The 23,790-nt window shown below is 68.4% G+C and carries 14 protein-coding genes; 11 read left to right on the top strand and 3 right to left on the bottom strand.

Annotation, left to right across the window (positions count from 1 at the left end; all coding sequences use genetic code 11):
• The first annotated feature begins 136 nt into the window (after window positions 1-136).
• The 5 genes from EL340_RS09730 (at window position 137) to EL340_RS09710 (ending at window position 10,508) form a co-directional block, all read left to right on the top strand.
• Window positions 137-1,783, top strand: coding sequence for a DUF7059 domain-containing protein (locus EL340_RS09730; protein ID WP_164719372.1), 1,647 nt, complete (start codon window positions 137-139; stop codon window positions 1,781-1,783).
• 1,164 nt (window positions 1,784-2,947) lie between these two features.
• Window positions 2,948-6,361: a SpaA isopeptide-forming pilin-related protein gene (locus EL340_RS09725; RefSeq protein WP_232022984.1), complete on the top strand. Its 3,414-nt coding sequence runs from the start codon at window positions 2,948-2,950 to the stop codon at window positions 6,359-6,361.
• Between the two features lie 85 nt (window positions 6,362-6,446).
• Window positions 6,447-8,054 (top strand): SpaH/EbpB family LPXTG-anchored major pilin, encoded by a 1,608-nt coding sequence (locus EL340_RS09720; RefSeq protein ID WP_126414420.1) that lies wholly within the window; start codon window positions 6,447-6,449, stop codon window positions 8,052-8,054.
• Window positions 8,055-8,292: 238 nt separating this feature from the next.
• Window positions 8,293-9,456: a class C sortase gene (locus tag EL340_RS09715; RefSeq protein WP_126414419.1), complete on the top strand. Its 1,164-nt coding sequence runs from the start codon at window positions 8,293-8,295 to the stop codon at window positions 9,454-9,456.
• Window positions 9,457-9,524: 68 nt separating this feature from the next.
• The gene (locus EL340_RS09710; protein ID WP_232022983.1) at window positions 9,525-10,508 is read left to right on the top strand and encodes a phosphatase PAP2 family protein; all 984 of its coding nucleotides are present in this window, start codon (window positions 9,525-9,527) and stop codon (window positions 10,506-10,508) included.
• 250 nt (window positions 10,509-10,758) lie between these two features.
• Here the strand turns inward: EL340_RS09710 and EL340_RS09705 are convergent, their stop codons facing one another.
• Genes EL340_RS09705 through EL340_RS09695 form a run of 3 tightly spaced genes read right to left on the bottom strand, consistent with a single transcriptional unit; the run spans window position 10,759 to window position 14,211 of the window.
• A complete protein-coding gene (locus tag EL340_RS09705) occupies window positions 10,759-12,459 on the bottom strand; it encodes a sensor histidine kinase (protein ID WP_232022982.1) in 1,701 nt (566 codons plus the stop codon).
• Between the two features lie 28 nt (window positions 12,460-12,487).
• Window positions 12,488-13,249: a response regulator transcription factor gene (locus tag EL340_RS09700; RefSeq protein WP_126415424.1), complete on the bottom strand. Its 762-nt coding sequence runs from the start codon at window positions 13,247-13,249 to the stop codon at window positions 12,488-12,490.
• A complete protein-coding gene (locus EL340_RS09695; protein WP_232022928.1) occupies window positions 13,249-14,211 on the bottom strand; it encodes an IS630 family transposase in 963 nt (320 codons plus the stop codon). Before EL340_RS09695 ends, EL340_RS09700 begins: the two co-directional genes overlap by 1 nt.
• A 567-nt stretch (window positions 14,212-14,778) precedes the next feature.
• Between EL340_RS09695 and EL340_RS09690 the strand changes: the two genes are divergently transcribed.
• The 6 genes from EL340_RS09690 to EL340_RS09665 all read left to right on the top strand — a co-directional run bounded on the left by EL340_RS09690 (window position 14,779) and on the right by EL340_RS09665 (window position 23,744).
• Complete coding sequence (locus EL340_RS09690; protein ID WP_126414417.1) at window positions 14,779-16,131, top strand: PAS domain S-box protein; 1,353 nt, start codon at window positions 14,779-14,781, stop codon at window positions 16,129-16,131.
• Window positions 16,132-16,300: 169 nt separating this feature from the next.
• Complete coding sequence (locus tag EL340_RS09685; protein ID WP_126414416.1) at window positions 16,301-17,635, top strand: PAS domain-containing protein; 1,335 nt, start codon at window positions 16,301-16,303, stop codon at window positions 17,633-17,635.
• 296 nt (window positions 17,636-17,931) lie between these two features.
• Window positions 17,932-20,853, top strand: coding sequence for a type I DNA topoisomerase (gene topA / locus EL340_RS09680; protein ID WP_126414415.1), 2,922 nt, complete (start codon window positions 17,932-17,934; stop codon window positions 20,851-20,853).
• A 231-nt stretch (window positions 20,854-21,084) separates the two neighbouring features.
• Window positions 21,085-21,687 carry a DUF3060 domain-containing protein gene (locus EL340_RS09675; protein ID WP_126414414.1) on the top strand — a complete coding sequence of 201 codons (603 nt, stop codon included), beginning with the start codon at window positions 21,085-21,087 and terminating at the stop codon, window positions 21,685-21,687.
• A gap of 51 nt (window positions 21,688-21,738) precedes the next feature.
• On the top strand, window positions 21,739-22,467 hold the full coding sequence (locus tag EL340_RS09670; protein WP_126414413.1) for a response regulator transcription factor: 729 nt from the start codon (window positions 21,739-21,741) through the stop codon (window positions 22,465-22,467).
• A gap of 281 nt (window positions 22,468-22,748) precedes the next feature.
• The gene (locus EL340_RS09665; protein ID WP_232023307.1) at window positions 22,749-23,744 is read left to right on the top strand and encodes a sensor histidine kinase; all 996 of its coding nucleotides are present in this window, start codon (window positions 22,749-22,751) and stop codon (window positions 23,742-23,744) included.
• The last annotated feature ends 46 nt before the right edge of the window (window positions 23,745-23,790 follow it).

The raw sequence follows: 23,790 nt of genomic DNA, 5'->3' as shown, positions 1-23,790 counted from the left end.
GTGCTCCCCGCGTCGGTCGGGCGCCTGGGCCGGCGCACACCTTTCCGAGAACCTGGGAGCGGACTCGGGTGCCCCGCCGGGCTCTCCTCCGGCGGGGTGCCCGAGGCGACCGGCGTCCCGCGCTACGGTCGGTGCCATGAGTCCAGTGAGCCCCGCCAGCACCCGCCTGAAGTCGGCGTCGTCGTCCTTTCCGCCTCCTGCTCTCACCGGCGGGCAGGCGGTGAGCCTGCGGGCGGACCTGGCCGAGGCCGGCTGGGGCGTGGAGGCCGTGGCCGCGCTCCTGGGCAGGGCGGCCACGGACGCTCTGCACCGGGAGATCCGCCTGCCCGCCCTGAGGGCCGCGCGCGCCGCACTGGCCGACAGGGCCGAGGTGTCTGCCGTGGCCGTCCTGACGGCGCTGTTCATGCTCGGCGAGCCGGTCCCGGCCGCCGCCCTCGACGCCGTTCTGCCCCACACCGGAGCAGCCGGCGCCCGGCAGATCGGCCTGGTCGGCCAGGTTGATGAGACCGGGCGCGTCCGTGCCCGCGTCGACCTGCGCCCGCACGAGGCCGTCGACGACGCCGGCGAGGTCCGCTGGTGGGTGGCCTCCGATCTCGGCGAGCTCGTCACCGGCCGGCCCCTGGCCCCCGACCACGTCCTGGGCATCGGCGGCGCCGGCCTCACCCTGGCCGGCCTCACCCCGCGCACGCCAGTCCGCACCGCCCTGGACCTGGGCTGCGGCTGCGGCATCCAGACCCTCTACCTGCTGCGCCACGCCGAGCACGTCGTCGCCACCGACATCTCCGCGCGCGCCCTGGCCTTCACCGCCTTCAACGCCGCGCTGGCCGGAGTGAGCCTCACCGCCGAGCTCGGTTCCGACGCCGACTCCGCCGCCGGAACCGGCCGCCTGGAGCTTCGACAGGGCTCCCTCCTTGAGTCGGTGGCCGGCCGCCGCTTCGACCTCATCGCCTCCAACCCGCCCTTCGTCCTCACCCCTCCCGCCGTGCGCGAGGCCGGCCTGCCCCTTATGGAGTACCGTGACGCCGGCGGTCCCGTCCTGCCTGCTCTCGTGGCCGGGCTCGGCGAGCACCTCGAGCCCGGCGGCAGCGCCGTTATGCTCGGCAACTGGGAGCACCGCTCCGGGGCCGGCGGATCGTCCTGGCGCGACGCCGTCGGCTCCTGGATCCCCAAGAACCTCGATGCCTGGGTCATTGAGCGTGAGGTCCAGGACCCGGTCGAGTACGCCACCATGTGGCTGCGCGACGGCGGCCTGACCCCCGAGCGTGACGCCGACGGCTTCGACGCCGCCCTGGAGGCGTGGATCGACGACTTCGAGGCCCACGGCATCGAAGGCATCGGCTTCGGCTACCTCATCGTCCACCGTCCCGTCTGCCGGCGCCGACCGTGGCGCGTCATGGAGGAGGTCGCCACCTCAGGGGAGGGTGTCCTGGGTCCCCACGTCAGCGCGGTCGTCGCCGCCCAGGACCGCCTCGCCGGCCTCGATGATGACGCTGTCGCCGCTCTCCGTCCGGTCCTCGCCCCTGATGTCACCGAGGAGCGCCACCTGGTGCCGGGGGCCGGTGAGCCCACTCTCATCCTGCTGCGCCAGGGCGGCGGTCTGGGACGAAGTACTCAGGCCACTACGGCTGTAGCGGCTTTAGCAGGCGTGGCCGATGGCGAGCTGAGCGTGGAGCAGATCGCCTCCGCCGTGGCCGCGCTCACTGGTGTCGACGCCCTTGCGCTGCGCGGCGAGCTGGTGGATGCGACACGTCGCCTCCTGGCAGTAGGCATGCTGGTGCTGTAGCCCGCCTCCGCCTGAAGTGCTTCTCGCCAAAGAGTCGACCAAATGGTCGGCTCCCCTATGGTATTCGGGGCTCTCGTCAATAAGTGCCTGAGTGCGGAAATGTTATCTTGTGTTGTTCTTGTAACCCAAGTTGTTGTTCCGTAACTATTGATGTCGAACTGAGATGTGTGAAGGCTGGTGCAGTTCTAAGGGAAAACTCCTGTTGCGCGCGATGATGCGCGATTGTTGCCGTAGAGAGCCCTTCCGGAGTGTCGGAGGGCGGGGCTGTGTTCTATATTCATCTGCTGTCAATCTTGTTGTGCGCTCCCCGTGCGCCCTCCCTCGTGATCGGATTCCTTCGACATGTCCCTCTCATCAGTGCGCCCCCGGCGTTGGCGCGACGGGTCCCTGCGCAGGTTCTTCGCTGTCGCGGGCTCTCTTGCCATCGTCCTGGTGACGATTGTGGCGCTTCCGTGGACGGCTTCGCCGGCGGGGGCGGCTACAGACGACCTGACCGTGCCCCTGGGCGACACGTCGGCGCAGATCGAGTATGTGCGCACCATTGAGAGTGTGGACCCTATCTCTGACAACGAAGGTGGTGGTCGTCAGACGCTCTATCCGTGGGAGTGGAGCCGGTTGCGAGCCTGTATGCGCTACTCGCCTAGCTCCAACGACTTCCAGACAGATGTTGTTCGCGGTAGCAGCGGGACTTATGCGTCTGTTGGGTACGGTCGTCTAAAATATAACCACTCGGACTGTCCTCCGGAATATGAGGGGGATCCGGGCGGTGGGCAGCAGAGCTCTCTCGGTTTTCAGCCCTCCGACACCACGTCGGTCAAGGCAGGACAGGTGTTCCTCGTGGGGAAGATGCGCCATGTCAACCGGCCAATTTATGGAGATCTCAACAGGGTTACCAGCCCGGTGCTTGGGCGTTACTATGGTAACTTCAATATTAATACTGCCGGAACGATCCAGGCGAACTTCCCGTGGGTGGAAACGGATACCTCCAACACATGTACGGGCAAGATCGACTCCAACGGAAAGCTCATCATCGGGGATTATTCAACAAATAATGATAGGTCCAGGACATACTACGCCTATAACAGTAACGGCCAGGTCGGCGCGTATGGTGGCGCCTATGTCTACATGTATCAGAACGGGAGGCTGACCCGGTTCGACGGGTACATGACGCATGATTTCACGGACAAGGACGGCCGATCCTGCTCCGATGATATTCTGGATATCAAGTCTGACCGTTCTGATACCGCCTGGACTGACCCCGGCACCGGGATCAAGTACAAGCTCAAGCTGTGGGGATTCGTGAACAACGGTCAGTCCGAGCAGTGTCGCGCAGAGCTGGAGAAGAACCAGACCAGCTCGCTGGAGGAGCGCTTCGTTACCAGGGAGAGGGCCATTTCCTACGGTTGCCTCTACGGTTCGATCGAGCAGGAGCGCCCCGTCACCTTCGCCAAGGACGTGAAAGCCGATCCCTCCGTTCGGACCTCAGTGACGATCCCTCAGTTCAGCTACGTCAACGCCTCCCCGGCGGGCAGCTATGGCGCTCAGAACTGGGGGACCCTGAACAGTCTGACCCCCACCTGGGACAACGAGGCGGTCGACCCGACCACCTACACCCTGCTTGCGCCGAACGACGCCGCCACTGTGCAGGAGGAGGGAATGACGCCGCAGGCCGCCATCGACCGGGACACCGGTGAGGTCAGGGGGAGCGGCTGGTTCCTGCGTGACGTCACCTGTACGTCCGGGACTCAAGGCCTTCCACTGCTACGTCGGGACGGGGTCACCCGCCTCGACAAGTCCGACTCGGTGGACCTCAACAGGCGCACCATCCGGCTCGATCAGACCCAGCTCGCTGAGAACCAGGATGAGGTGGCGATCAAGTGCGTCTGGCACAACGAGTACGTCGTTGGCCGGGGGCGCGTCACCCTGGTGACTGTCGTTGACGGCGGCAGCGCCAAGCCCGAGCAGTGGACCATGTCCGCCACTCCCGTCACTGAGGGCCTGTTCGGACAGAAGACGGTCACCGGTGCCAGTGGCAGGACCGAGGTCACCGGGGTGTACACCGCCGGTGGCACCTACGCCCTGTCCACCGGTAACGGCCCTGAGGGGTACACGCAGAACGGCCCCTGGATCTGTACCGACAGCGATGGCAGCAGTGTTGCCGTAAACGGAGACTCCCAGTTCGTCCTTAAGGAAGGGCGCAACGTCACCTGCACCGTTCACCAGAAGCCGGTGCAGACTCCGGTCAGCGCGGCCAAGACCGTTGACGGAGCCTCCGACGCCGCTACGGCGGACTCCTACTCCTTGACCTACACCTGCACCCCCGGCCCGGACGGACAGGGCACCTCCACCGGCAAGATCGCCGTAGACGCCAAGGGCAACGCAGCCGACCTGCCCGCCCAGCGCGTGGGCGCCACCTGCACCGTCACTGAGGACGCCCACGACGCCAAGGGCCTCAAGCAGCCCCCCTCCGCAGCCGGCGGTTCCGTCAGCTGGAAGAACCCGGCCGCCTTCAAGGTGGTGACCAACCCGGGCCGCGGCGAGAAGGAAATCGCCTCGACCGCCGTCGCCCCGTCCGACGGCAATGCCGGAGGCGTTACCTTCACGGTGCCGGACTCCACCGAGGGCAGCGTCCGGGTCAAGGTCGTCAACTCCGTCGTCCCTCACGCCGGTATCGCAAAGACCTTCAACAAGGTCGCCAAGAGCACTGAGAAGGTCGACGGCAGGAACACCTTCGACCAGACCTACACGATCACGGTGACCAACCCCTCCGCCAAGGCGGATCTCACCTACGACCTCAACGACGCCTGGCAGGTGCCCAGCGATGTCACCGTCCACAAGGTGAGCATCTCCGGCGGCGCCATCACTGGCACGGAGACTCCCCAGGCGGGCGTGCCCTACGTCAAGAACAGCATCACCTTGCCCGCGGGCGAGCAGCACACCTACACGGTGGTGCTCAACGTGAGCGGCCCGGACGTGGGCCTGCCCGGCGTCGACACCTGCTCCCCCGACGCCGTCGGCACGTCCCAGGCCGTTTACAACAAGGCCTCGGTAACCACCAAGGGAGACGACCAGGCCAAGGAGGCCGCGGCCTGCGGCACCCTGCCCCCGAATCCCCAGTTCAAGGCCTCAAAGAGGGCGCTTGACGTCGTCCGTAACGGCGACGGAACCTTCACCGCGAGCTATACGGTGACGGTCACCAACACCTCGCGGGCCGCCAGCCCGGTGGTCGAGGACCTCACCGACACCCCGCAGATGCCCACCGGCGTCCGGCTGAGCTCCGTCAAGGTGCTGGAGAAGGGAACCGACGCCCAGGGGGTCACCTACCCGACCATCAACCCCGCCAACGGGACCCTCAACGGCCCCATCACCCTCATCAAGGGAGGTGCCGGTGAAACTCTCGCCGGCGCCGATCGAACCGGTGGGGAGGGCGGCAGCCGAACCTTCACGGTGCAGATGACCTTCACCGTGCGGGAGAACACCCCGGGCTTCGCCGAGTCCGACTTCCAGTGCGGTCACACTCGCGCCGACGGCAGGCCCTCCGGCCTGGTCAACACCATCGCGATGGTCGGCGACACCGATGGCGAGGAGAATAACCACGACTGCCTGTCAACCTCCGGGGCGCTGAAGTTCTCCAAGGAGATCGCCATCCAGCCCGGCAGCGGTTCCACCCTCGACGTCGTCTACACCGTGACGGTGGTCAACGAGGGCTCGCTGACCGTCTCCACCGGAGCGATCAACGACATCCCCAGCTTCGCCCCCGGCCTCGTGCCCACCACGGTGCGGGTAGCCCGTGAGATGCAGGGGGCCAGGGAGGTCACCCAGCAGGCGGACGGTTCTTACCGACTTGCTGACAACGAGACGCTCTACTCGGGCCTGAGGATCCGCTACACCGTCACCTTTACGGTGAGGGTCGACCCGTCGGTCGCCGGATACAGTGACGATCTGCTGTCGTGCACCACGGACAAGGGACTCCTCGTCCCCGGTCGCGGTCTCTACAACAAGGTCGTGCCCCAGGAGGGCAAGGACACCGATACCCGGCCCGACCACGACGTGGCCTGCGCCAACGTCTCACCCGACGCCGGTAAGCGCACCCTGTCCATCATCAAGACCGGCAGCCAGGGCCCCCTGGACGACGCCGCCTTCGACATCTACCCGATGGACCCCTCCACCCCGGGAGCCGAGCCCCTGGCCAACGCTGTCACCTTCACCGGCGGCAAGGGGACCGGAGCCTTCACCACAGTCGGCCTGGCCATCAACCGCGAGTACTGGCTGGTGGAGACCAAGGCCCCCGCTGGGCACCAGCTCATGGCCAAGCCCGCCCGCTTCAAGGTGACGGACACCGGCATCGAGCTCATCACCCCCGAGCCTGGAGGATCCGCCCTGACGATCTCGCGCAGCGGCGACGGCAAGGTCGAGGACACCATCACCGTCCGAGACGTCCAGATCGGCACCCTGCCGCTGTCGGGAGGACGCGGCATCGGGCTGAACGTCGCCGTCGCGGCCACCGCAATCACTGGAGCAGCGCTGCTGGTACTGCGCTCTAGAAAGAAGGCTTCCTCGTCCAGGCGCCCAGCCTGATCACGGGGAGAACCCCGACTCCGCTCCGTCGCGCGCGGGTCACCTCATATCCCTAAGTAGTCCCACAACACAGGAGAGAACAGACATGCACTCCCCCACCGTGCGCCGAGGCCTCGGTCTCGCCGCCGCGATGACGCTCGCTGTCGGCGCGCTCATCGCCCCGACCGGCGCGGCGGCACCCGCTGACCCGAACGGATCCACCATCGATCCCACCCACGCCACAACACTGACTGTTCACAAGTGCGAACAGACCGACAATAACGGTGTCAAGGAAGGGACCGGTAACGAGGACCCCACCACCGAGTGCAACCCGGTCTCCGGCGTCGAGTTCACCATCACCAGGCTGAACGTCGACCTGACCACCGACGAGGGCTGGAAGACTCTGGCGGCGCTCCAGGGGAATGTCGCCGGAGCCCAGGCCCTCAAGACCCAGACCTCGGAGACGATCACCACCGGCGCTGACGGTCTTGCTTCCTTCACCGACGCCCAGACCGACGTCGGCGCCTACCTGGTCAGCGAGACCAGGACCCCTGACAAGGTCATCCCGGCCGAGGACTTCGTCGTCACCCTGCCGATGACCAACCCGGAGAAGACCACCGAGTGGAACTACAACGTCCACGTCTACCCCAAGAACACCGTCTCCGGTGTTGACAAGCAGGTCTCCGACAAGCAGGTCTCCGGATCCGGTAACGACATCACCTACACGATCACGACCTCCATCCCGAAGGTCGACTACGCCGGCGGTGCCAGGATCAAGCGCTACGAGGTTGTCGACCAGCTCGACAAGCGCATCAAGAAGGACCAGCTGACGCCGGTTGTCAAGATCATCGGCGCCGCAGGCGGGAATCCGGAGATCACCCTGGTGGATGGAACGGACTACACCGTCATCACTGCTGACGGGGCGAACCACAACTGGGCGACGATCCAGCTCACCGAGGAGGGGCGCAGGAAGGCCGCTGAGGCCCGTGCCAACGGCACCGGTGAGACCAAGGTTCAGGTGACTCTCACCGCCAAGTTCGACTCTGACGTCGATCTGGAGGGAACGCTGTCCAACACCGCTGGTCTCATTCCCTCCGACAGTCCCAACTTCGACTGGGACCCGAGCAACCCCGGTACGGATGTCCCCGGTATTCCCACCACCCCAACGATCTCCAAGTACGGCAAGGTGAATCTGACCAAGACCGGTACCGACAACCTCGCCGACAAGACCAAGTACAACGGTGCTGAGTTCCAGGTCTACGAGTGCACCAAGACCGCCACGGGCGCCACTCTCAAGGACGCTGACGCCTCGACCGCTGACAAGGTAGACCCTCTGACCATCGGTGGTAAGCAGACCTTCACGACTGAGGGCCAGGGCATGGTCTCGATCGCGACTCTGCGCGCCAACGACTACGTCAATGGTGCTGAGAAGCAGCTCACCGACGATGACTACTACTGCCTCGTCGAGACCAAGGCCCCTGAGGGATACACCCTCCAGGCCGACCCGATCCCCTTCCGAGTCCTGGCCGCTGATGCTGAGAAGAAGATCCCGACTGAGGTGACCGTCACCGACGTCCCGAAGAACGCAGGTTTCCGCCTGCCGCTCACCGGCGCCAACGGCGTCATCTTCCTCACCATCGCCGGCGCCCTGCTCGTGGCCGGTGGCGCGGTCGCGGCCTACGCCAACAAGCGTCGCAACGCCGCCAAGCGCTGAGCCCGGTTCCTGCGCAGCAGGTCCCGGCAAGGCGCTGAGGCAGCGCGCCTCGACGGCTCCGACCGTTCCCTGTGGGGGAGACGGGCATCCCGTCTCCCCCACAGGGACGCCGAGGCTGATCTCCCCGCAACCCGATAACCCCGGTCAGGCCACCCCCATCCGCATCGGCGGCTCCCAGCCGCTTCCGCCTGGCAACGGGACGACGTCGAACCCCAGACGAAGGAAGGCACGGTTCCTCGTGACAGCGTTACTCCCGCCACTTCGTGACCGCTTCTCCCGCACCCGCGAACCGGGTCGGGACCAGGACGAGACCGCCGGCCCGGGACGGGGCGACCAGACCGGTGGACCCGAGACCGACAAGGCCTCCCGCCGCAGCGCACTGCGTGAGCGCGTCCTGACCTGGCTGCCGGTCGTCCTCGTCCTGGTGGGTGTCGCCGTCCTCCTCTACCCGGTCATGGCGACCCAGCACAATAACGGTGAGCAGCAGCGTCTGGCCGACATGTACACCGCCACCATCGACTCGACCAGTCCGGACACCATCGCCCAGGAACGTCAGTCCGCCGAGGCCTATAATGACCAGCTCGAGAGCGCTCCGATCCTCGACCCCTGGCTCGAGTCGCAGCGCCCCGACACCCCCCAGTACCAGGCCTACCTCCACGAGATGGACATCGACCCGGTAATGGCGCGGATCGTCATCCCCTCCATCCACGTGAGCCTGCCCGTCTACCACGGCACCGACACCCGCACTCTGGCCAACGGCGTCGGACACCTGTTCGGCACCAGCCTGCCGATCGGGGGGCCCTCCACCCACGCCGTCCTGACCGGTCACACCGGGCTGCCCACCGCGACGATGTTCGACAACCTCAACCAGGTCAAGAAGGGAGACGCCTTCTACGTCTCCTCCCTGGGGCAGACCCTCAAGTACGAGGTCGTTGACATCACCGTCGTCACGCCCGAGGAGACCGACTCCTTGCGCAAGGTCCCGGGGCGCGACCTGGTCACGCTCATCACCTGCACGCCCTACGGCGTCAACTCCCACCGCCTGCTGGTCACCGGTGAGCGCGTTCCCATGGACCCCACGGCCGCCGCGGCCGAGGAGGCCGAGGCCCTGCCCGCCCCCATGCAGACCTGGATGAAGGTCATCATCGTCGCCGTCGTCATCATCCTGGCGGTCGTCGTCGGGATCCTGGGGCGCCTGTGGTGGCTGCGCCGTCGTGCCCGGCTCGCCTCCCGCGAGGAAGGAGCCTCAGGAGCCTCCTCCGCCGACGGCAGGACCGATGCCGCCGGCGGCACGGAGCGCTGGCCCGGCCGTCATCTCAAGGACGTCGCCGGATTCGGTGGCGACGCTTCTGGCGAACGACAGGGGAATCCGCTCAGCGACGTGGAGACGCGCGAGCCGTGAGCAGTCCCGCACAGGAATCGCGACTGTCTTCCTGTTGGCGGGTGCACTTCAGAATCTACGATCTGCCAGTGGCCTCCTTCCAGTCGCTAACCTCCCAGTCCCGGGGACGGCTGCGTTTGCGCGGGGGCCTGCTGGCCCTGAGCTGTTTGGCGGCGACTCTCGGCCTGTGGGGCCTGTTCGTGTTCACCCACACCGGCCAGATGCTCGACGCCATGGCCCTGGAGGGCTCGGAGATCGGGTCGCACTACGTGAGCGACCACGCCCGCACCCTGCTGTCCGTGGTCTCGATGCCGGCGGCCGTCATCCTCGTCGTGACGATCCTGGCCATCGGTCTGCTGCGGCGCAGCCACCGTCGGGCCGTGTGGGCCGTCGTCGCCGTGGTCGGGGCCAACCTGACCTCCCAGGTCCTCAAGTACCAGATCCTGTGGCGTCCCGACTTCAACATCACCGAGCGCTGGGACAACGCCAACACCCTGCCCTCGGGGCACACGACCATGGCGGCCTCCGCGGCGGTCGCTCTCATCCTGCTGTCCGGGCGGCGCTGGAGGGCGCTGTCGGCCTGGGCCGGGGCCCTGTTCACCATCGCCATGGGCTACTCCACCCTCGTGTGCCAGTGGCACCGGCCCTCCGACGTCCTGGCGGGCGTCCTCGTGCCCGTAGCCTGGGGCGCCCTCGCGGTGGCCGGCGGCGCCTGGCGCGCCCCTCGGTCCCTGCGTTCGGGAACCGATGAGGAGGGCCCCGATGAGGTGCCAGAGCTGACCGCGGTGGGGACGATCCCGGTGACTGCCGCCGGCCCGCGCCTGTGGAGCCAGCTCGTCGGCAACGTCCTGCTGGCCTCGATCGGCACCGTGTGCACGCTGGGTGCGCTCGGCCTGGGATCCTGGGTCTGGCGGCACCTGGACGGCCCGGACACGCGCTGGCAGCTCTTCAGCGCTTACGCCACCGGGTCACTGGCCGTCGTCGGCATCACCTGCCTGGCCCTGTCCGCGCTCGTGTCACTGACGGACTGGGGGCGCACCCGGCGCAGGCACGAGCCCCGTCACCGCGACTGACCGCGACTGGCCGGACCGATTCCGCCCGGCCCTGCTCATTGGTCGACTCGGCGTCGTCAGTCTGGGCCGTGTTGCGACAGCCCGTTGGGCGCCGCGGACGCACCCGAGAGCCCGTGCCCGGCCCCGCAAGGATCAGCCGCAGGGCCTGAAGGCACGTCCGCCGGCGAGCCGAGCACCGGGCTGACCCCAAAGGCCGCTCCCTCACCCCTCTTTCCACGACACGACCTCATGACCCCCAGACCTGGTCGGCCTACTCCTCAACGACGGCGGCCGGGAGCCTGACGGAGAAGGTGGTCCCGTGATCCTCGGGAGCAGTGGATGACTCGACGTCGATACCGCCGCCGTGGGACTGAACGATCGCCAGGGCGATGGACATGCCCAGCCCCGTTGATCCCGTGCGCCGCTCGCGTGAGGAGTCCCCCCGGGCGAAGCGCTCGAAGAGCCGATCACGCACATCGGGCGCGATGCCCGGACCATCGTCGTGGATGCGCACGATGAGGGCGTCGCCCTCTCGCTCGAGCGTGGTGGTCACATGGCTGCCGGCGGGGGTGTGGACCCGGGCGTTGGCCAGAAGGTTGACGACGACCTGACGCAGCCGCTCCTCGTCACCGGTGACCAGTGGCGGCTCGGGCAGGAAGTCCTCGGTCTCCTCCCAGGTGGCGTCGGCGGGCGGCTCCAGGACAGCCAGGTCCAGCCTCCAATCGTGGTCCGGCCCGGCCACACGGGCATCGGCCACGGTGTCCACCAGGAGCCCGACCAGGTCCACCTCCTCGTGGCGCAGCTCGCGCCCGGCATCAAGACGGGCCAGCAGCAGCAGGTCCTCCACGAGCGCCGTCATCCGCACCGACTCGGAGTGCACACGGTCCAAGGCGTGGGTGGCCTCCTCCGGCAGGTCGGCGTCGGCCCCCTCGCGACGGATGAGCTCGGTGTAGCCTCGGATCGAGGCCAGCGGCGTGCGCAGCTCGTGGGAGGCATCGGCCACGAACTGGCGCACCTGGGTCTCCGAGCGCTGGCGCGCGCCCAGAGCCGACTCCACACGCCCCAGCAGGGTGTTGAGCGCCCCGCCGACCTGCCCGACCTCAGCCGACGAGGTCAGGTCCGTCTCGGCGACGCGATCCTCGATGGTCACCTCGCCGTGCTCCAGTGGCTGGGAGGCCACGCGGCGCGCGGTACGGGCCACCCGCTCCAGAGGCGCCAGCGAGGAGCGCACCATGATCCGCCCGGCCAGGGCCATGACGAGGGCTCCCACGAGGGCCACTGTCAGCTCGACGAGCAGCTGGGTGCCGATGAGCGCCTTGTCCGCCTCCAGGGAGAGACCGGTGATGACCGTGTCTCCTGAGACCTGGTCGCGCGTGGCCATCACCCGGTAGCTGCCCAGGTGGTGCAGGTGGACGGTGACAGGATGGTCGCTGGTGGCCTCGGACAGCAGCAGCCGGCAGTCCTCCTTGGAGATGGCCGCGTAGTGGCCGTCCTTGTCGATATAGGCGGCCGCCTCACCGCCGGAGGTCGACGTCGCCGGAGCGATGAGGGTCAGGGTGCCGGTGGACTGCCCGGCGGCGTCGAGCCCAGGGGGAACCCCCTGCTTGCCATGGTCGGAGTCGGCCCCGCCGGGCGGCTGCGCCCCGCCGACCTGGCTGGCCTGGCCCTCCTGGGCCGCCTGGGCGGAGGCCTTCCTGGCCTTCTCCTCCACGTCATGGCGCTTGTCGGCGGCGCGCTGGGAGGCCGCCACCAGCTGGCCATCGGTGCGCACCATGAGGGTGTGTCGCAGGCTGACGGTGGAGAAGGTGCTCATGACCGCGGCCATGACCAGGACCAGCCCGAGCACCCCGACCACGAGGCGGGTGCGCAGGCTGCGAGGTCTCCTCAGAGGACCGAGCCACCACGAGCCGCGACCGGTGCGCCGGCCGGTCTGCTCGCCGGCCGGTACCGGGGGCATGAGCCTCTCAGGCATCTACGGCTTCTCCGGCGTCCGCGCGCCGTCAGACGCGCTCGTCGGCACCGGCGGCCGGCTTGAGGACGTAGCCGACACCGCGCATCGTGTGGATCATGGGCTCGCGGCCCTTGTCGATCTTGCGGCGCAGGTAGGAGATGTAGAGCTCGACGATATTGGCCTGCCCACCGAAGTCGTAGTTCCACACCCGGTCCAGGATCTGCGGCTTGGACAGGACCCGGCGGGGGTTGCGCATGAGATAGCGCAGCAGCTCGAACTCCGTGGCGGTCAGCTGGATCTCGTCCTCGCCACGCCAGACCTCGTGGGAGTCCTCGTCCATGCGCAGGTCCCCGACCTCCAGCAGGGAGGCAGGCTTCTCCTCACTGGCACCCGAGCGGCGCAGCAGGGCACGCAGCCGGGCCACGACCTCCTCCAGGGAGAAGGGCTTGGTGACGTAATCGTCGCCGCCGGCGGTCAGGCCGGCCACCCGGTCCTCGACGGCGTCCTTGGCCGTCAGGAACAGGACCGGCACGTTCGGGCTATGACCGCGCACACGGCGCATAACCTCCAGTCCGTCGAAGTCGGGCAGCATGATGTCTAGGACGATGACGTCGGGGTCGATCTCCTGGGCGGATCGGACCGCGGCGATCCCAGTCCCGGCGGTTGTGACTTCCCAGCCCTCATAACGCAGGGCGGAGGCGAGCAGGTCGGCGAGCATCTGCTCGTCGTCGACGACCAGAACGCGCAGGGGGGAGCCATCGGCACGGGTGAGGTTCTCGGTGGGGGCGTTATAGTGGAGTTTAAACGAGATTATTTTGTGAGTCGGTAGGGGAACTTGTTTGCCTGGATGAAGGTCTCGAATGCTTGTCGGGTTTGGGGGAATGTGGCTCTTTGGTGGTTGCTGATACTGTCCTTTGCTTCTTTCCAGACGTGCTCGATGGGGTTCTCGTCGGGGCTGTAGGCGGGTAGGTTGATCAGGTGGATCCTCTCGAGGTTCTTGATGGTCTTGAGGCTGTTTGTGAGCTTTGCTGAACGGTGCCAGGAGGCGTTGTCCCACACGATGACGATCTTCTTCTTGTCGGGGTGCTTCACGGTCAGGTCGATCAGGGCCTGGGTGATGGTGCCGGTGTCCTGCCAGTCGAGGGTCATCAAGTCGACGGTGCCGTCGGTCTCGTGCAGGAAGCCGATGTAGGACTGGGCCTGGCGGCGGCGGTCGACCTCCAGGCGGGCGGCGTCCCCCCGGCGGATCCACGCCCTGCGCACGATCGCCTCGTGCTCGATACGCACCTCGTCGGCGCACACCACCATCACCTCGGGATCGGACCACTTGCGGACGATCTCGGAACGGATCTGGCTCATGCGCTGGTCAACGTCCGCCTGGGGCGGGCGGCGCTGGTCAACGGTCTGGGGGCGGTGGAAGGACAGGCCCGCCATGTGCAGCAGGAACCGGTAGGAGGCGGCAGAGGCGTACTCCACCTCGAAGTGGTCGTAGACCCAGGCCGCCAGATGGGGCACGTCCCAGAACCCGATGGGCAGGCCCTGCTCCGACGGGGGCCGGGACAGTACCCCGGCCACCTCCTGGCGCTGGGTGGCGGTGAGCCTGGAGGCGTTGAGGTTGCCGGCGTGACCGGTGTGGATTGAGGCCAGGCGGTACCGGTTCCACTCCCGAGCCCAGCTGCGCACCGTCTCGGGCGTGCGCTCGACGACCTGGGCCACGACCGCGGTATCCACACCCTTGGACAGCAGCACGACCGCCTCGGACTTCAAACGCATCAACCTGTAAGGCGCCTGGTGCTTATAGCCCTGCAAAACAGTCCACTCATCATCACTAACCACGACCCTGTCCATCCCAGCATGATATTCCGCCCTCGACCCGAGAGCTCACACGAAACGCCGACAACACAAGAGACGACAACAAAAGAAGCCAGCACCAGCAGCCAAGCACCCCACGAGAAAGCGACACCCCCACATCGGACGCCCCACGAATACCCGATCACCAACCCAACAACAAAACCAGCAACACGAATCTTGTTTTAATCACACTATAGTCACGTCATCTATTCAACAGGAAAGCGCTGTGCTCGACCACAGCGCAACCTGTGTCTCGACTGTGTTATCGATCTGAGACCCAATGGAGACCCGGAGAGACAGGCGCTGTGACATGCTTATGCGGTCGTGCGTCTCGGTTGTTGATCCCCACATCCGTGTGCACCAGAACGTTACTTCGTAGCGTAGTCGTACAGAGGGCGGCTCAGCGGTATCTCGGCCGCCTCCCTCATCCAGCGTGTCGCCGTCGGTAATCCGGCAGTGACCGATTCCCCCTAACACAGCAGGAGAGTCATGGAATACGTCGATGGCAACGAGCGCCGCTTCGGTGCCGAGGACCTGTTCTTCTCGACGACGGATACCAAAGGTGTCATTCGCAGGACGAACCGAGTCTTCGATTCGCTGTCCCGTTACAGCGCCGAAGAGCTCATTGGCTCCCCGCACAACATCATTCGGCATGACGACATGCCCGCCGGCGCCTTCAAGCTCATGTGGGATGAGCTCGAGCAGGGGCGCTCGTCGTGCGTCTACGTGCTCAACCGGGCCAAGGACGGTCTGGACTACTGGGTCTTCGCGACGATCGCCCCGCTGGCCGACGGCTACCTGTCGGTGCGTGTGCGCCCGACCAACCACGCCATGTTCACGCCCGTCAAGGAGATCTACTCCCGGGTGCGGGCCGCTGAGCGCGCCTACGCCGAGGAGGGCCACAGGCGCCGGGAGGTCGCCGAGCACGGAGCGGCGCTGCTGACCGAGGAGCTGGCGGGGCTCCAGTACCGCGACCTGCACAACTTCGCCCGGGCCGCGCTCCCGCGCGAGCTGGCCCTGCTGGTGGTCGAGGGGGTCCGGGTACCGCCGCGCGCCGAGTCGGACAACCCCATGTTCGCCGTCCTCCAGGCCGTCGCCGCGATCGAGCGGGACACCGACGAGCTCATCTACCAGCTGGGGGAGTACCAGGAGCTCATCAACGGCCTGGGCTCCTGGGCCGGCGGGGTGCGCTCGGTCATCGACCGGGCCAACCGCGTGGGCTCCCTCATGGAGGAGGTCACCAGCCCCGACGGCGAGTCCTCCGTGCCCACCGTCTCCGAACGCGTCAAGGAGCGCAGCGCCCAGGCCGTCGAGGTGCTCCGCCAGCTCAACTCCTCCCTGGTGGCGCTGTACGAGGCGGCCTCCGAGGTGCGCTTCCGCAGCTCGATGATGCGCCTGCACACCCTCATGGCCGGCATCTTCGCCGCCGCCGTCCTGGACGGGGAGGAGGGGGAGTCCGCCGACGCCATCGGCGACCTCGCCGAGGCGATGCTCTCCGACCTGGAGGAGCTGGTTCCCTCCTGCCAGGAGGCTGCGAACCTGGCCGAGCGCCTGGAGGGCGACCTGCGCACCGTGGTCAGCAACCTCGACCGCGTCAAGCGGCCCTTCCAGCGCTGGATCCGGGCCCTCCAGGACGAGGGGGCCCAGGCTCTGGTCGACGGCGTCGACGCCGAGGCCGCCCTGCAGGAGGCCGTCGCCGTGGGCGAGCAGGGCTTCCCGGAGACGGCCTCCCTGGCCGAGCTGGCCGCCAAGGCCCGCGGCGTCGTCGTGACCCTGGACGAGGCCGTCATCCGCGAGCGGGTGGCGACGGTGCGAGAAACCCTGAGCCAGCTGGGTGAGTAGTTATCGGGAATCCACAAGATAGGTCCCAACTTACTGGTGACAATGTCATAAACAGTCTTCCGCGGGCCCGCGCGTGTCATTAAGGTTTTTCTGGCACTGTGCGAGGAGCTAAGGAAATAGTCCTCGGCGAGGTGCTCCCGCGAACCATCTACCATGAAGGAGAGCACCCATGGAATCGCAGGTCGGGTACGAGCGTTTGTTCGATCCACAGGACATCTTCTTTTCCACCACGGACCTTAAAGGTGTTATCCAGAACACCAACAGGACCTTCGATACGCTCTCGCGCTACTCGCGTGAACGTCTCATCGGGGCTCCGCACAACATCATTCGGCACCTGGATATGCCGGCCGGCCTCTTCCGTCTCATCTGGGACGACCTGCAGTCCCAGCGCCCGGCCTGCGGATACATCACCAACCGGGCGGTGGACGGCCTGGACTACCGGGTCTTCGCCACGATCGTGCCGCTGCGCCAGGGCTATCTCTCGGTGCGGATCAAGCCGATGGACGGGGCGACCCGGGGCAGGGTCGAGGAGGCCTACCGCCGGGTGCGCGCCAAGGAGCGCGACCTTCAGGCCCGGGGCGCCTCGCGCCACCAGCTCGGCGAGTTCGGCGGTCGTGAGCTGGCCGCGGAGTTTCAGGCCCTGGGCTTCTCCTCCCTGCACGACATGACCCTGGTGACCCTGCCGCGCGAGGTGGCTGCCCTGGTCGACTCGGGGGTGCGTGTCCCGGCGGCCGCCCCCGAGAGCCTAGGGGCGGTGGCCCGCATCCTCAACACGGTGGCCGCCATGGAGAAGGACACCAACGCCCTGGTCTTCGAGCTCGACGAGTACCTGCGCCTCATCACCTCCATGGAGGCGACCCACGCCTCGGTTCGGGCGGTCGAGACCCGGGTGGGGCGTATCGGTCAGCTGGTCTCCCACGACGCCGGCAACGGCACCCAGACCAAGGCGCAGATGCTCGCCGAGCGCGTCTCCGAGCTCACCGGTGCCGCCGGCGCCGAGCTGACCGGGCTGCCCTCGCGCCTGCAGGTCCTGCACCAGTCGGTCACCGAGCTGCGCTTCTCCGTGGCCCTCATGCGTCTGCTCACCCTCATGGTGGGCCGCTTCGCCCAGTCCATCCTCGACGGCTCCGAGGTGGACGCCACCCGCTCCCTGACGGACCTGTGCGAGGCCCTCGAGTCCGGCTTCCGCGGGCTGGGGCCCGTGCTGCGGGCCGTGAGCACCCAGGTCGCCCAGCTCAATGACGCCCTGCACACGGTCACCTCTAGCCTGGACCGCGCGGCCCGGCGCCTGGGCCAGTGGGTCGACCTGCGCGGCGGCGGGGCCGGCTCGTCGGGCTCCGCGACCGTCGACGAGGTCGCCCAGCTGACCTCTCGCGGCTTCCCTGAGGTCCGCTCCCTGGCCGAGCTGGCCGCCGAGTGCCGCGGCCTGCACCTGCCCTACGACGAGAACATCGCCGCTCAGCGCCTGGCCACCGTGCGCAGCGCTCTGGCGGAGCTCATCTGAGGGCCGAGGCCCGAGCCCGGCCCCGTCTCAGGCCGCTCACGCCAGGATGTCCTCGCTGAGACGAAAGTCGTTTTCCGTACACTTTCCGTCCGCTGCCCGGTTGGAAAAGGTGGGCGGTGCGTTACAGTCGGCTGAGAGCCGGCCTGAGCCGGCTCCCCGCCCTTCGCCCTCGTCAGGTGCCCCGATCACCCGGATCATCACGATCACGCGGAGATCGCCCGGGCCCGCCGACGTCGCGAACCGCCCACACCCGCCAGGCGCGGCCAGCCGCGCACCACCCGTGAGGAAGGCTTTACGTGTCCACCAAGCTCGTCATCGTGGAGTCCCCCAACAAGGTGCGCTCCATCGCCGGCTACCTCGGTCCGGAGTTCGACGTCGAGGCCTCCGTGGGGCACATCCGCGACCTGCCGCAGCCCTCCGAGCTGCCCGCCACCATGAAGAAGGGGCCCTACGGGAAGTTCGCGGTCGACGTCGAGGACGACTTCACGCCCTACTACGTCGTCAACCCTGACAAGAAGAAGACGGTCGCCCAGCTCAAGAAGGCCCTCAAGGAGGCCGACGAGCTCTACCTGGCCACTGACGACGACCGCGAGGGCGAGGCCATCGCCTGGCACCTCCAGCAGGTCCTCAAGCCCAAGGTGCCGGTGCGCCGCATGGTCTTCACCGAGATCACCCGCGAGGCCGTCACCCGGGCCCTGGACAACACCCGCGACCTGGACATTCACCTCGTCGACGCCCAGGAGACCCGCCGCATCCTGGACCGCCTCGTGGGCTACGAGGTCAGCCCGGTCCTGTGGCGCAAGGTCCGCGCCGGCCTGTCCGCCGGGCGCGTCCAGTCGGTGGCCACCCGCCTCGTCGTCGAGCGCGAGCGCGAGCGCATGGCCTTCCGCTCGGCCTCCTACTGGGGGGTGGAGGCCACCTTCTCCACCGTCCTGTCCCCGGTGGACGTCACGGCCCGCCAGGACGCCTCCTTCACCGCCCGCCTGGTCACCCTCGACGGGCGGCGCGTGGCCACCGGCCGCGACTTCAACGACGCCGGCGAGCCGCGCCCGGCCGCGGTCAAGGCCTCCGCCGTCCACCTCCACCAGGTGGGGGCCACCGCCGTCGCCGAGGCCATCGGCCGGGGCGAGCCGCGTGTGGCCGGCGTCGAGGACAAGCCCTACAAGCGCCGCCCGGCGGCCCCCTTCACCACCTCCACCCTCCAGCAGGAGGCCTCCCGCAAGCTGCGCATGAACCCGCGCGAGACCATGCGCGTGGCGCAGGGCCTCTACGAGAACGGCTTCATCACCTACATGCGTACCGACTCCACGGTCCTGTCCGCCCAGGCCGTGTCCGCGGCCCGCTCGCAGGTGGCCGAGCTCTACGGGGCCGAGTACGTCCCCGAGCGCCCCCGCGTCTACGCCTCCAAGTCCAAGGGCGCCCAGGAGGCCCACGAGGCGATCCGCCCCGCCGGCGACCACTTCCGCACCCCGGCCCAGGTCTCCGGCGAGCTGACAGGAGCCCAGTTCCGCCTCTACGAGCTCATCTGGAAGCGGACGGTGGCCTCCCAGATGGCCGACGCCGTCGGCTCGACCGCCACCGTGACCGTCGAGGTGCCGCTGACTCCGGTGGCCGGTGAGTCGCGCGACTCCGGTCCCACCTTCTCCACGGCCGGCCTGACGGCGTCGGGCACCGTCATCACCTTCCGCGGCTTCCTGGCCGCCTATGAGGAGGGCCGCGACGCCGAGCGCTACCAGGACGACTCCGGCGCCGCCGGTAAGGACGCCAAGGACGTGCGCCTGCCCGCGATGATCACCGGCCAGGAGCTGGCCGCCCTGGCCGCCGAGGCCTCGGGCCACGAGACGACGCCGCCGCCGCGCTACACCGAGGCCTCCCTGGTCAAGGCCCTCGAGGAGCGCGAGATCGGTCGCCCCTCGACCTACGCGGCCACCATGTCCACGATCTCCGACCGCGGCTACGTCGACCACCGCGGCCAGGCCCTGGTGCCGACGTGGCTCGCCTTCGCCGTCACCCGCCTGCTGGAGGAGAACTTCACCGAGCTCGTCGACTACGACTTCACCGCCTCCATGGAGCGCGACCTGGACCGGATCGCCGCCGGCGATGAGGACCGGGTGGCCTGGCTGCGGCGCTTCTACAACGGGCAGGGCGCCTCCGAGGCCGTCGCCAAGGAGATCGCCGAGGCCGCGGCCTCCGGTGAGCTCGACGTGGCCGCCGCCTCCGCCGCCGAGCTGCGGGCCCAGGGCCTCAAGGGCCTGGTGGACAACCTCGGCGAGATCGACGCCCGCGCCGTCAACTCCATCGAGATCGGCGAGGGCATCACCCTGCGGGTCGGGCGCTACGGCCCCTACCTGGAGGATGCCGAGGGCAAGCGCGCCAACGTGCCGGCTGACGTCGCCCCCGACGAGCTGACCGTGGACAAGGCCCGCGAGCTCTTCGCCCGCGCCGCCGACGACGGCCGCGAGCTCGGCGTCGACCCGGTCAGCGGGCACGTCATCATCGCCAAGGACGGCCGCTACGGCCCCTACGTCACCGAGGTCCTGCCCGACCCCGAGGAGACGGCCGAAACCGCCGAGGGGGAGACCGGCGAGAAGGTTGCTACGACCGCGAAGTCCGCGAAGACGAAGAAGACGACCACGAGGAAGACCGCCAAGGCCGCCAAGCCCAAGCCCCGCACGGCCAGCCTCCTGCGCTCCATGGACTTGTCCACGGTGACCCTGGAGCAGGCCCTGGACCTGCTCAGTCTGCCGCGCGTCGTCGGGCAGGACCCGGAGTCGGGTGCGGACATCACCGCTCAGAACGGCCGCTACGGGCCCTACCTCAAGAAGGGCACGGACTCGCGCTCCCTGGAGACCGAGGAGCAGATCTTCACCGTCACCCTGGAGCAGGCCCTGGAGATCTTCGCCCAGCCCAAGCGGCGTCGGGGGCAGGCGGCGGCCCGCGGGCCGCTGCGCGAGCTCGGCGAGGACCCGGCCACCGGCAAGCCCGTGGTCATCAAGGACGGCCGCTTCGGCCCCTACTTCACCGATGGGGAGACCAACGTGACCCTGCGCCGCGGCGACGACCCGGCCACCGTCACCCCCGAGCGCGCCTTCGAGCTGCTCGCGGAGAAGCGCGCCAAAAAGCCGGCCAAGAAGCGCACCACCCGCAAGACCACCGCCAAGAAGACGACTACCAAGAAGACGGCCACCAAGAAGGCTGCTGCGAAGAAGGAGGCCTAGACGTCACGGGCGGGGACATCCTGCACGTACGGGTGCCGGATTCCTGTCCCCGAACGCGTGGACCGCACCCGGCGGGGTCGAATGTCCCCGAACATATAGGTGTTTTTGTTCCGTGAGCATGATCGCGGCCCTCGTCGCAGTTCTGAGACAGATCAGCGACGGGGCGGGCACAACCGGCCGGTATTGTATTTCGCGTACAACTCCCCACATGATTCCTGAGAGGACCCCATCATGCGCCTGCCCAAGATCGTTCTCGCCGGTACCGCGGCCCTGGCCCTGTCCCTGAGCCTGGGGGCCTGCTCCCTGTCCGTCAACGGCTCCGGCTCTGGTGACTCCGGCTCCTCGGCCGCCACCCAGGCCGAGCAGAAGGACTCTCAGAGCGCCGACACCGGCGCCTCCGCCAAGGCCGATGCTCAGGTCTCGGGGAGCTCCAACGGCTCGGCGAAGGCCTCCACCGGCTCCGACGACAAGGATGATGACAAGGACAGTGACAAGGACGGCGACGACGCCCCCATCACGGACGCCACCTGGAAGGACATCCAGAGCAAGGGCGAGCGCACGGAGGTCTCCGGCTCCTACGCCGTCCAGGGCTCCGGAGGCACCCTCAACCTGGTGGGCGACCTCGACACGCTGACGGTCCAGGGCTCCGAGGTCAAGATCGCCGCCGAGGACGTTGACACCCTCACGATCCAGGGCTCCGACGTCACCGTCTACGCCCGCGACATCGACCACCTCACCATCATGGGCTCCAACGTGACCGTCCACTGGCTGGGCGACGACCCGACGATCCAGGACACCGGCGCTGGCAACACCACCGGGAAGCTCGCCCAGTAACCCAGTGACGTTCTGAGTGACCGCCTGAGTGATCCCCCGAATGGCACTGCCGTGACCCAGCCCGCTGCACCGGCTCCGTCCGCCACCGTCCTGCTCGTCGACGACGAGGCCCCCATCCGCCGCTCGCTGGGCCCTTACCTGGAGCGCAGCGGGTACCGGGTCATGCTCGCCTCGGACGGGATGGAGGCCCTGGACCTGCTGGCCTCCTACCAGGTGGACATCATCGTCTCGGACGTCCTCATGCCCCGGATGGACGGACGTGAGCTGGTGCGCCGGGTCAGGTCCGGTGGGGCCTGGACCCCCATCATCCTGCTCACCCAGGTCGACGCCTCCTACGAGCGGGTCTCGGCCCTCGATGACGGCGCCGACGACTACCTGTCCAAGCCCTTCGACCCCGCCGAGCTCGCCTCCCGGATCCGCGCGGTCCTGCGCCGCACCCGGGGCGCGGCCCAGCCACTGACCTCGGCCTCCCGGCTGGTGGCCGGCGATCTCGTCCTGGATCGCACCTCCCGACGGGTCGCCCTGGCCGGTCGAGAGGTGACGCTCACCCCGAAGGCGACGATGCTCCTGGACTACCTCATGAGCCACCCGGGCGAGCTTCACACGCGCGATGACCTGCTGGCCTCCCTGTGGGGCATCGACTTCGCCACCTCCACGCGCGCCGTCGACCACCGCATCCGCGAGATCCGCCAGGCGCTGGGGGACGACGCCGCCCACCCCACCTACATCGAGACGGTCCCCTCCGTCGGCTACCGCTTCCGGGCCGGGGTCCAGGCGTGAGCCAGTCACCGTCGGGGGCACCGACGTCGAACCTGCCGCCATCGCTGCCTCCCCGGGAGTCCTCACAGGACGGCCGCACCCGCTACCTGCCGCCGACGCTCGACCCTGGTGGGCCTCAGACCATGGAGATCCGCCGGCCTCCCGCGGATGCGCCGTATCCGTTGCCCGGGCCCTCGGCGGCTCCTGCGCCGACGGCTCAGCCGACGATGGACCTGGCTGCGGCCGCCCGGCTGGCCGCTCAGCCCACGGCGGAGCGGCCCGCGCTGGGCGAGGGGCGGGCCGTGGAGCCTCCTTCCGGTCCCACTCCCGAGGCCGCCCCGGTCAACCCGGCCTCCGCGACCGAGCGGTCTTCCGGGAGAGGGTGGATCGGGTGGCTGATCGCGCTGCTCGTCATCGCTTTAGCGGTGGCCGGTGCCTATGTCGTCTACGGCGTGACTCCTCTGCTCATCACGACGACGGTGCCGCTCGTGGTGGCCCAGGCCGGTGCCGTCCTCCTGCTGCTGGCCCTCCTCGTCACCGTGGGGCGGCGTCGGCAGCGGCTGGCGACCGAGCGTGCCCGCCGTGAGGCCCAGCAGGAGGCCTGGGCCCACCACCAGCAGTTCCTGCGCCGGCTCGACCACGAGCTGAAGAACCCGCTGACGGCGGTGCGGGCGGCGGTCGCCGATCTGCCACAGGCCCACCCTCAGGAGTGGCAGGCCCGGGTCGACGTCGTCGACGCCCAGGCCCGCCGGATGGGCCGCCTGGTGACGGACCTGCGCAAGCTGGCCGACTTGGAGACGGCCGCGCTCTCGCTGGAGGACGTCGACATCGCCGAGACCGTCCAGGACGCCGCCCAGGCCGTCAGCGAGGAGGGTGCTGCTCGTGGCCGGGCGCCCCGGATCCGCCTGGATCTGCCGCAGGTGCCCTGGCCGCTGTCGCACGTGCGCGGCGACGGCGACCTGCTGTACTCGGCGGTCTACAACGTCATCTCCAACGCCTCGAAGTACACCGGTCCCGGCGGCACCGTGGAGGTGCGCGGCCGGGAGGAGTCCGGCACCGTCACGATCGAGGTGGCCGACACCGGCATCGGCGTGCCGCAGGCGGACCTTCCGGCGGTGTGGAGCGAGCTGGCCCGCGCCGGCAACGCCCGCGGACTGCCGGGCTCGGGACTCGGGCTGGCGCTGGTGGCGACGATCGTGCGCCGCCACGGCGGCAGTGTGCGCATGGCATCCCGTGAGGGCGTCGGAACCCGGGTGTGGTTGAGCCTGCCCGTCGCCGGCCCGGTGAGCGCGACATGAACGCTGCCTTCGGAACCCTGTCGCAGGACTGCGACAGCGCGGAAAC

This window comes from Actinomyces viscosus (assembly GCF_900637975.1).
In the GTDB taxonomy this organism is placed as follows: Bacteria; Actinomycetota; Actinomycetes; order Actinomycetales; family Actinomycetaceae; genus Actinomyces; species Actinomyces viscosus.
The sequence above is the reverse complement of the archived record's forward strand: the minus strand, read 5'-3'. Positions and strand labels throughout refer to the sequence as shown.

What these genes read in the sequence shown, in the direction of transcription:
- EL340_RS09730 (WP_164719372.1), top strand. Translation starts at nt 137, where the DNA reads ATGAGTCCAGTGAGCCCCGCCAGCACCCGCCTGAAGTCGGCGTCGTCG.
- EL340_RS09725 (WP_232022984.1), top strand. Translation starts at nt 2,948, where the DNA reads ATGACGCATGATTTCACGGACAAGGACGGCCGATCCTGCTCCGATGAT.
- EL340_RS09720 (WP_126414420.1), top strand. Translation starts at nt 6,447, where the DNA reads ATGCACTCCCCCACCGTGCGCCGAGGCCTCGGTCTCGCCGCCGCGATG.
- EL340_RS09705 (WP_232022982.1), bottom strand. Translation starts at nt 12,459, where the DNA reads ATGCCTGAGAGGCTCATGCCCCCGGTACCGGCCGGCGAGCAGACCGGC.
- EL340_RS09695 (WP_232022928.1), bottom strand. Translation starts at nt 14,211, where the DNA reads ATGCGTTTGAAGTCCGAGGCGGTCGTGCTGCTGTCCAAGGGTGTGGAT.
- EL340_RS09690 (WP_126414417.1), top strand. Translation starts at nt 14,779, where the DNA reads ATGGAATACGTCGATGGCAACGAGCGCCGCTTCGGTGCCGAGGACCTG.
- EL340_RS09685 (WP_126414416.1), top strand. Translation starts at nt 16,301, where the DNA reads ATGGAATCGCAGGTCGGGTACGAGCGTTTGTTCGATCCACAGGACATC.
- EL340_RS09675 (WP_126414414.1), top strand. Translation starts at nt 21,085, where the DNA reads ATGCGCCTGCCCAAGATCGTTCTCGCCGGTACCGCGGCCCTGGCCCTG.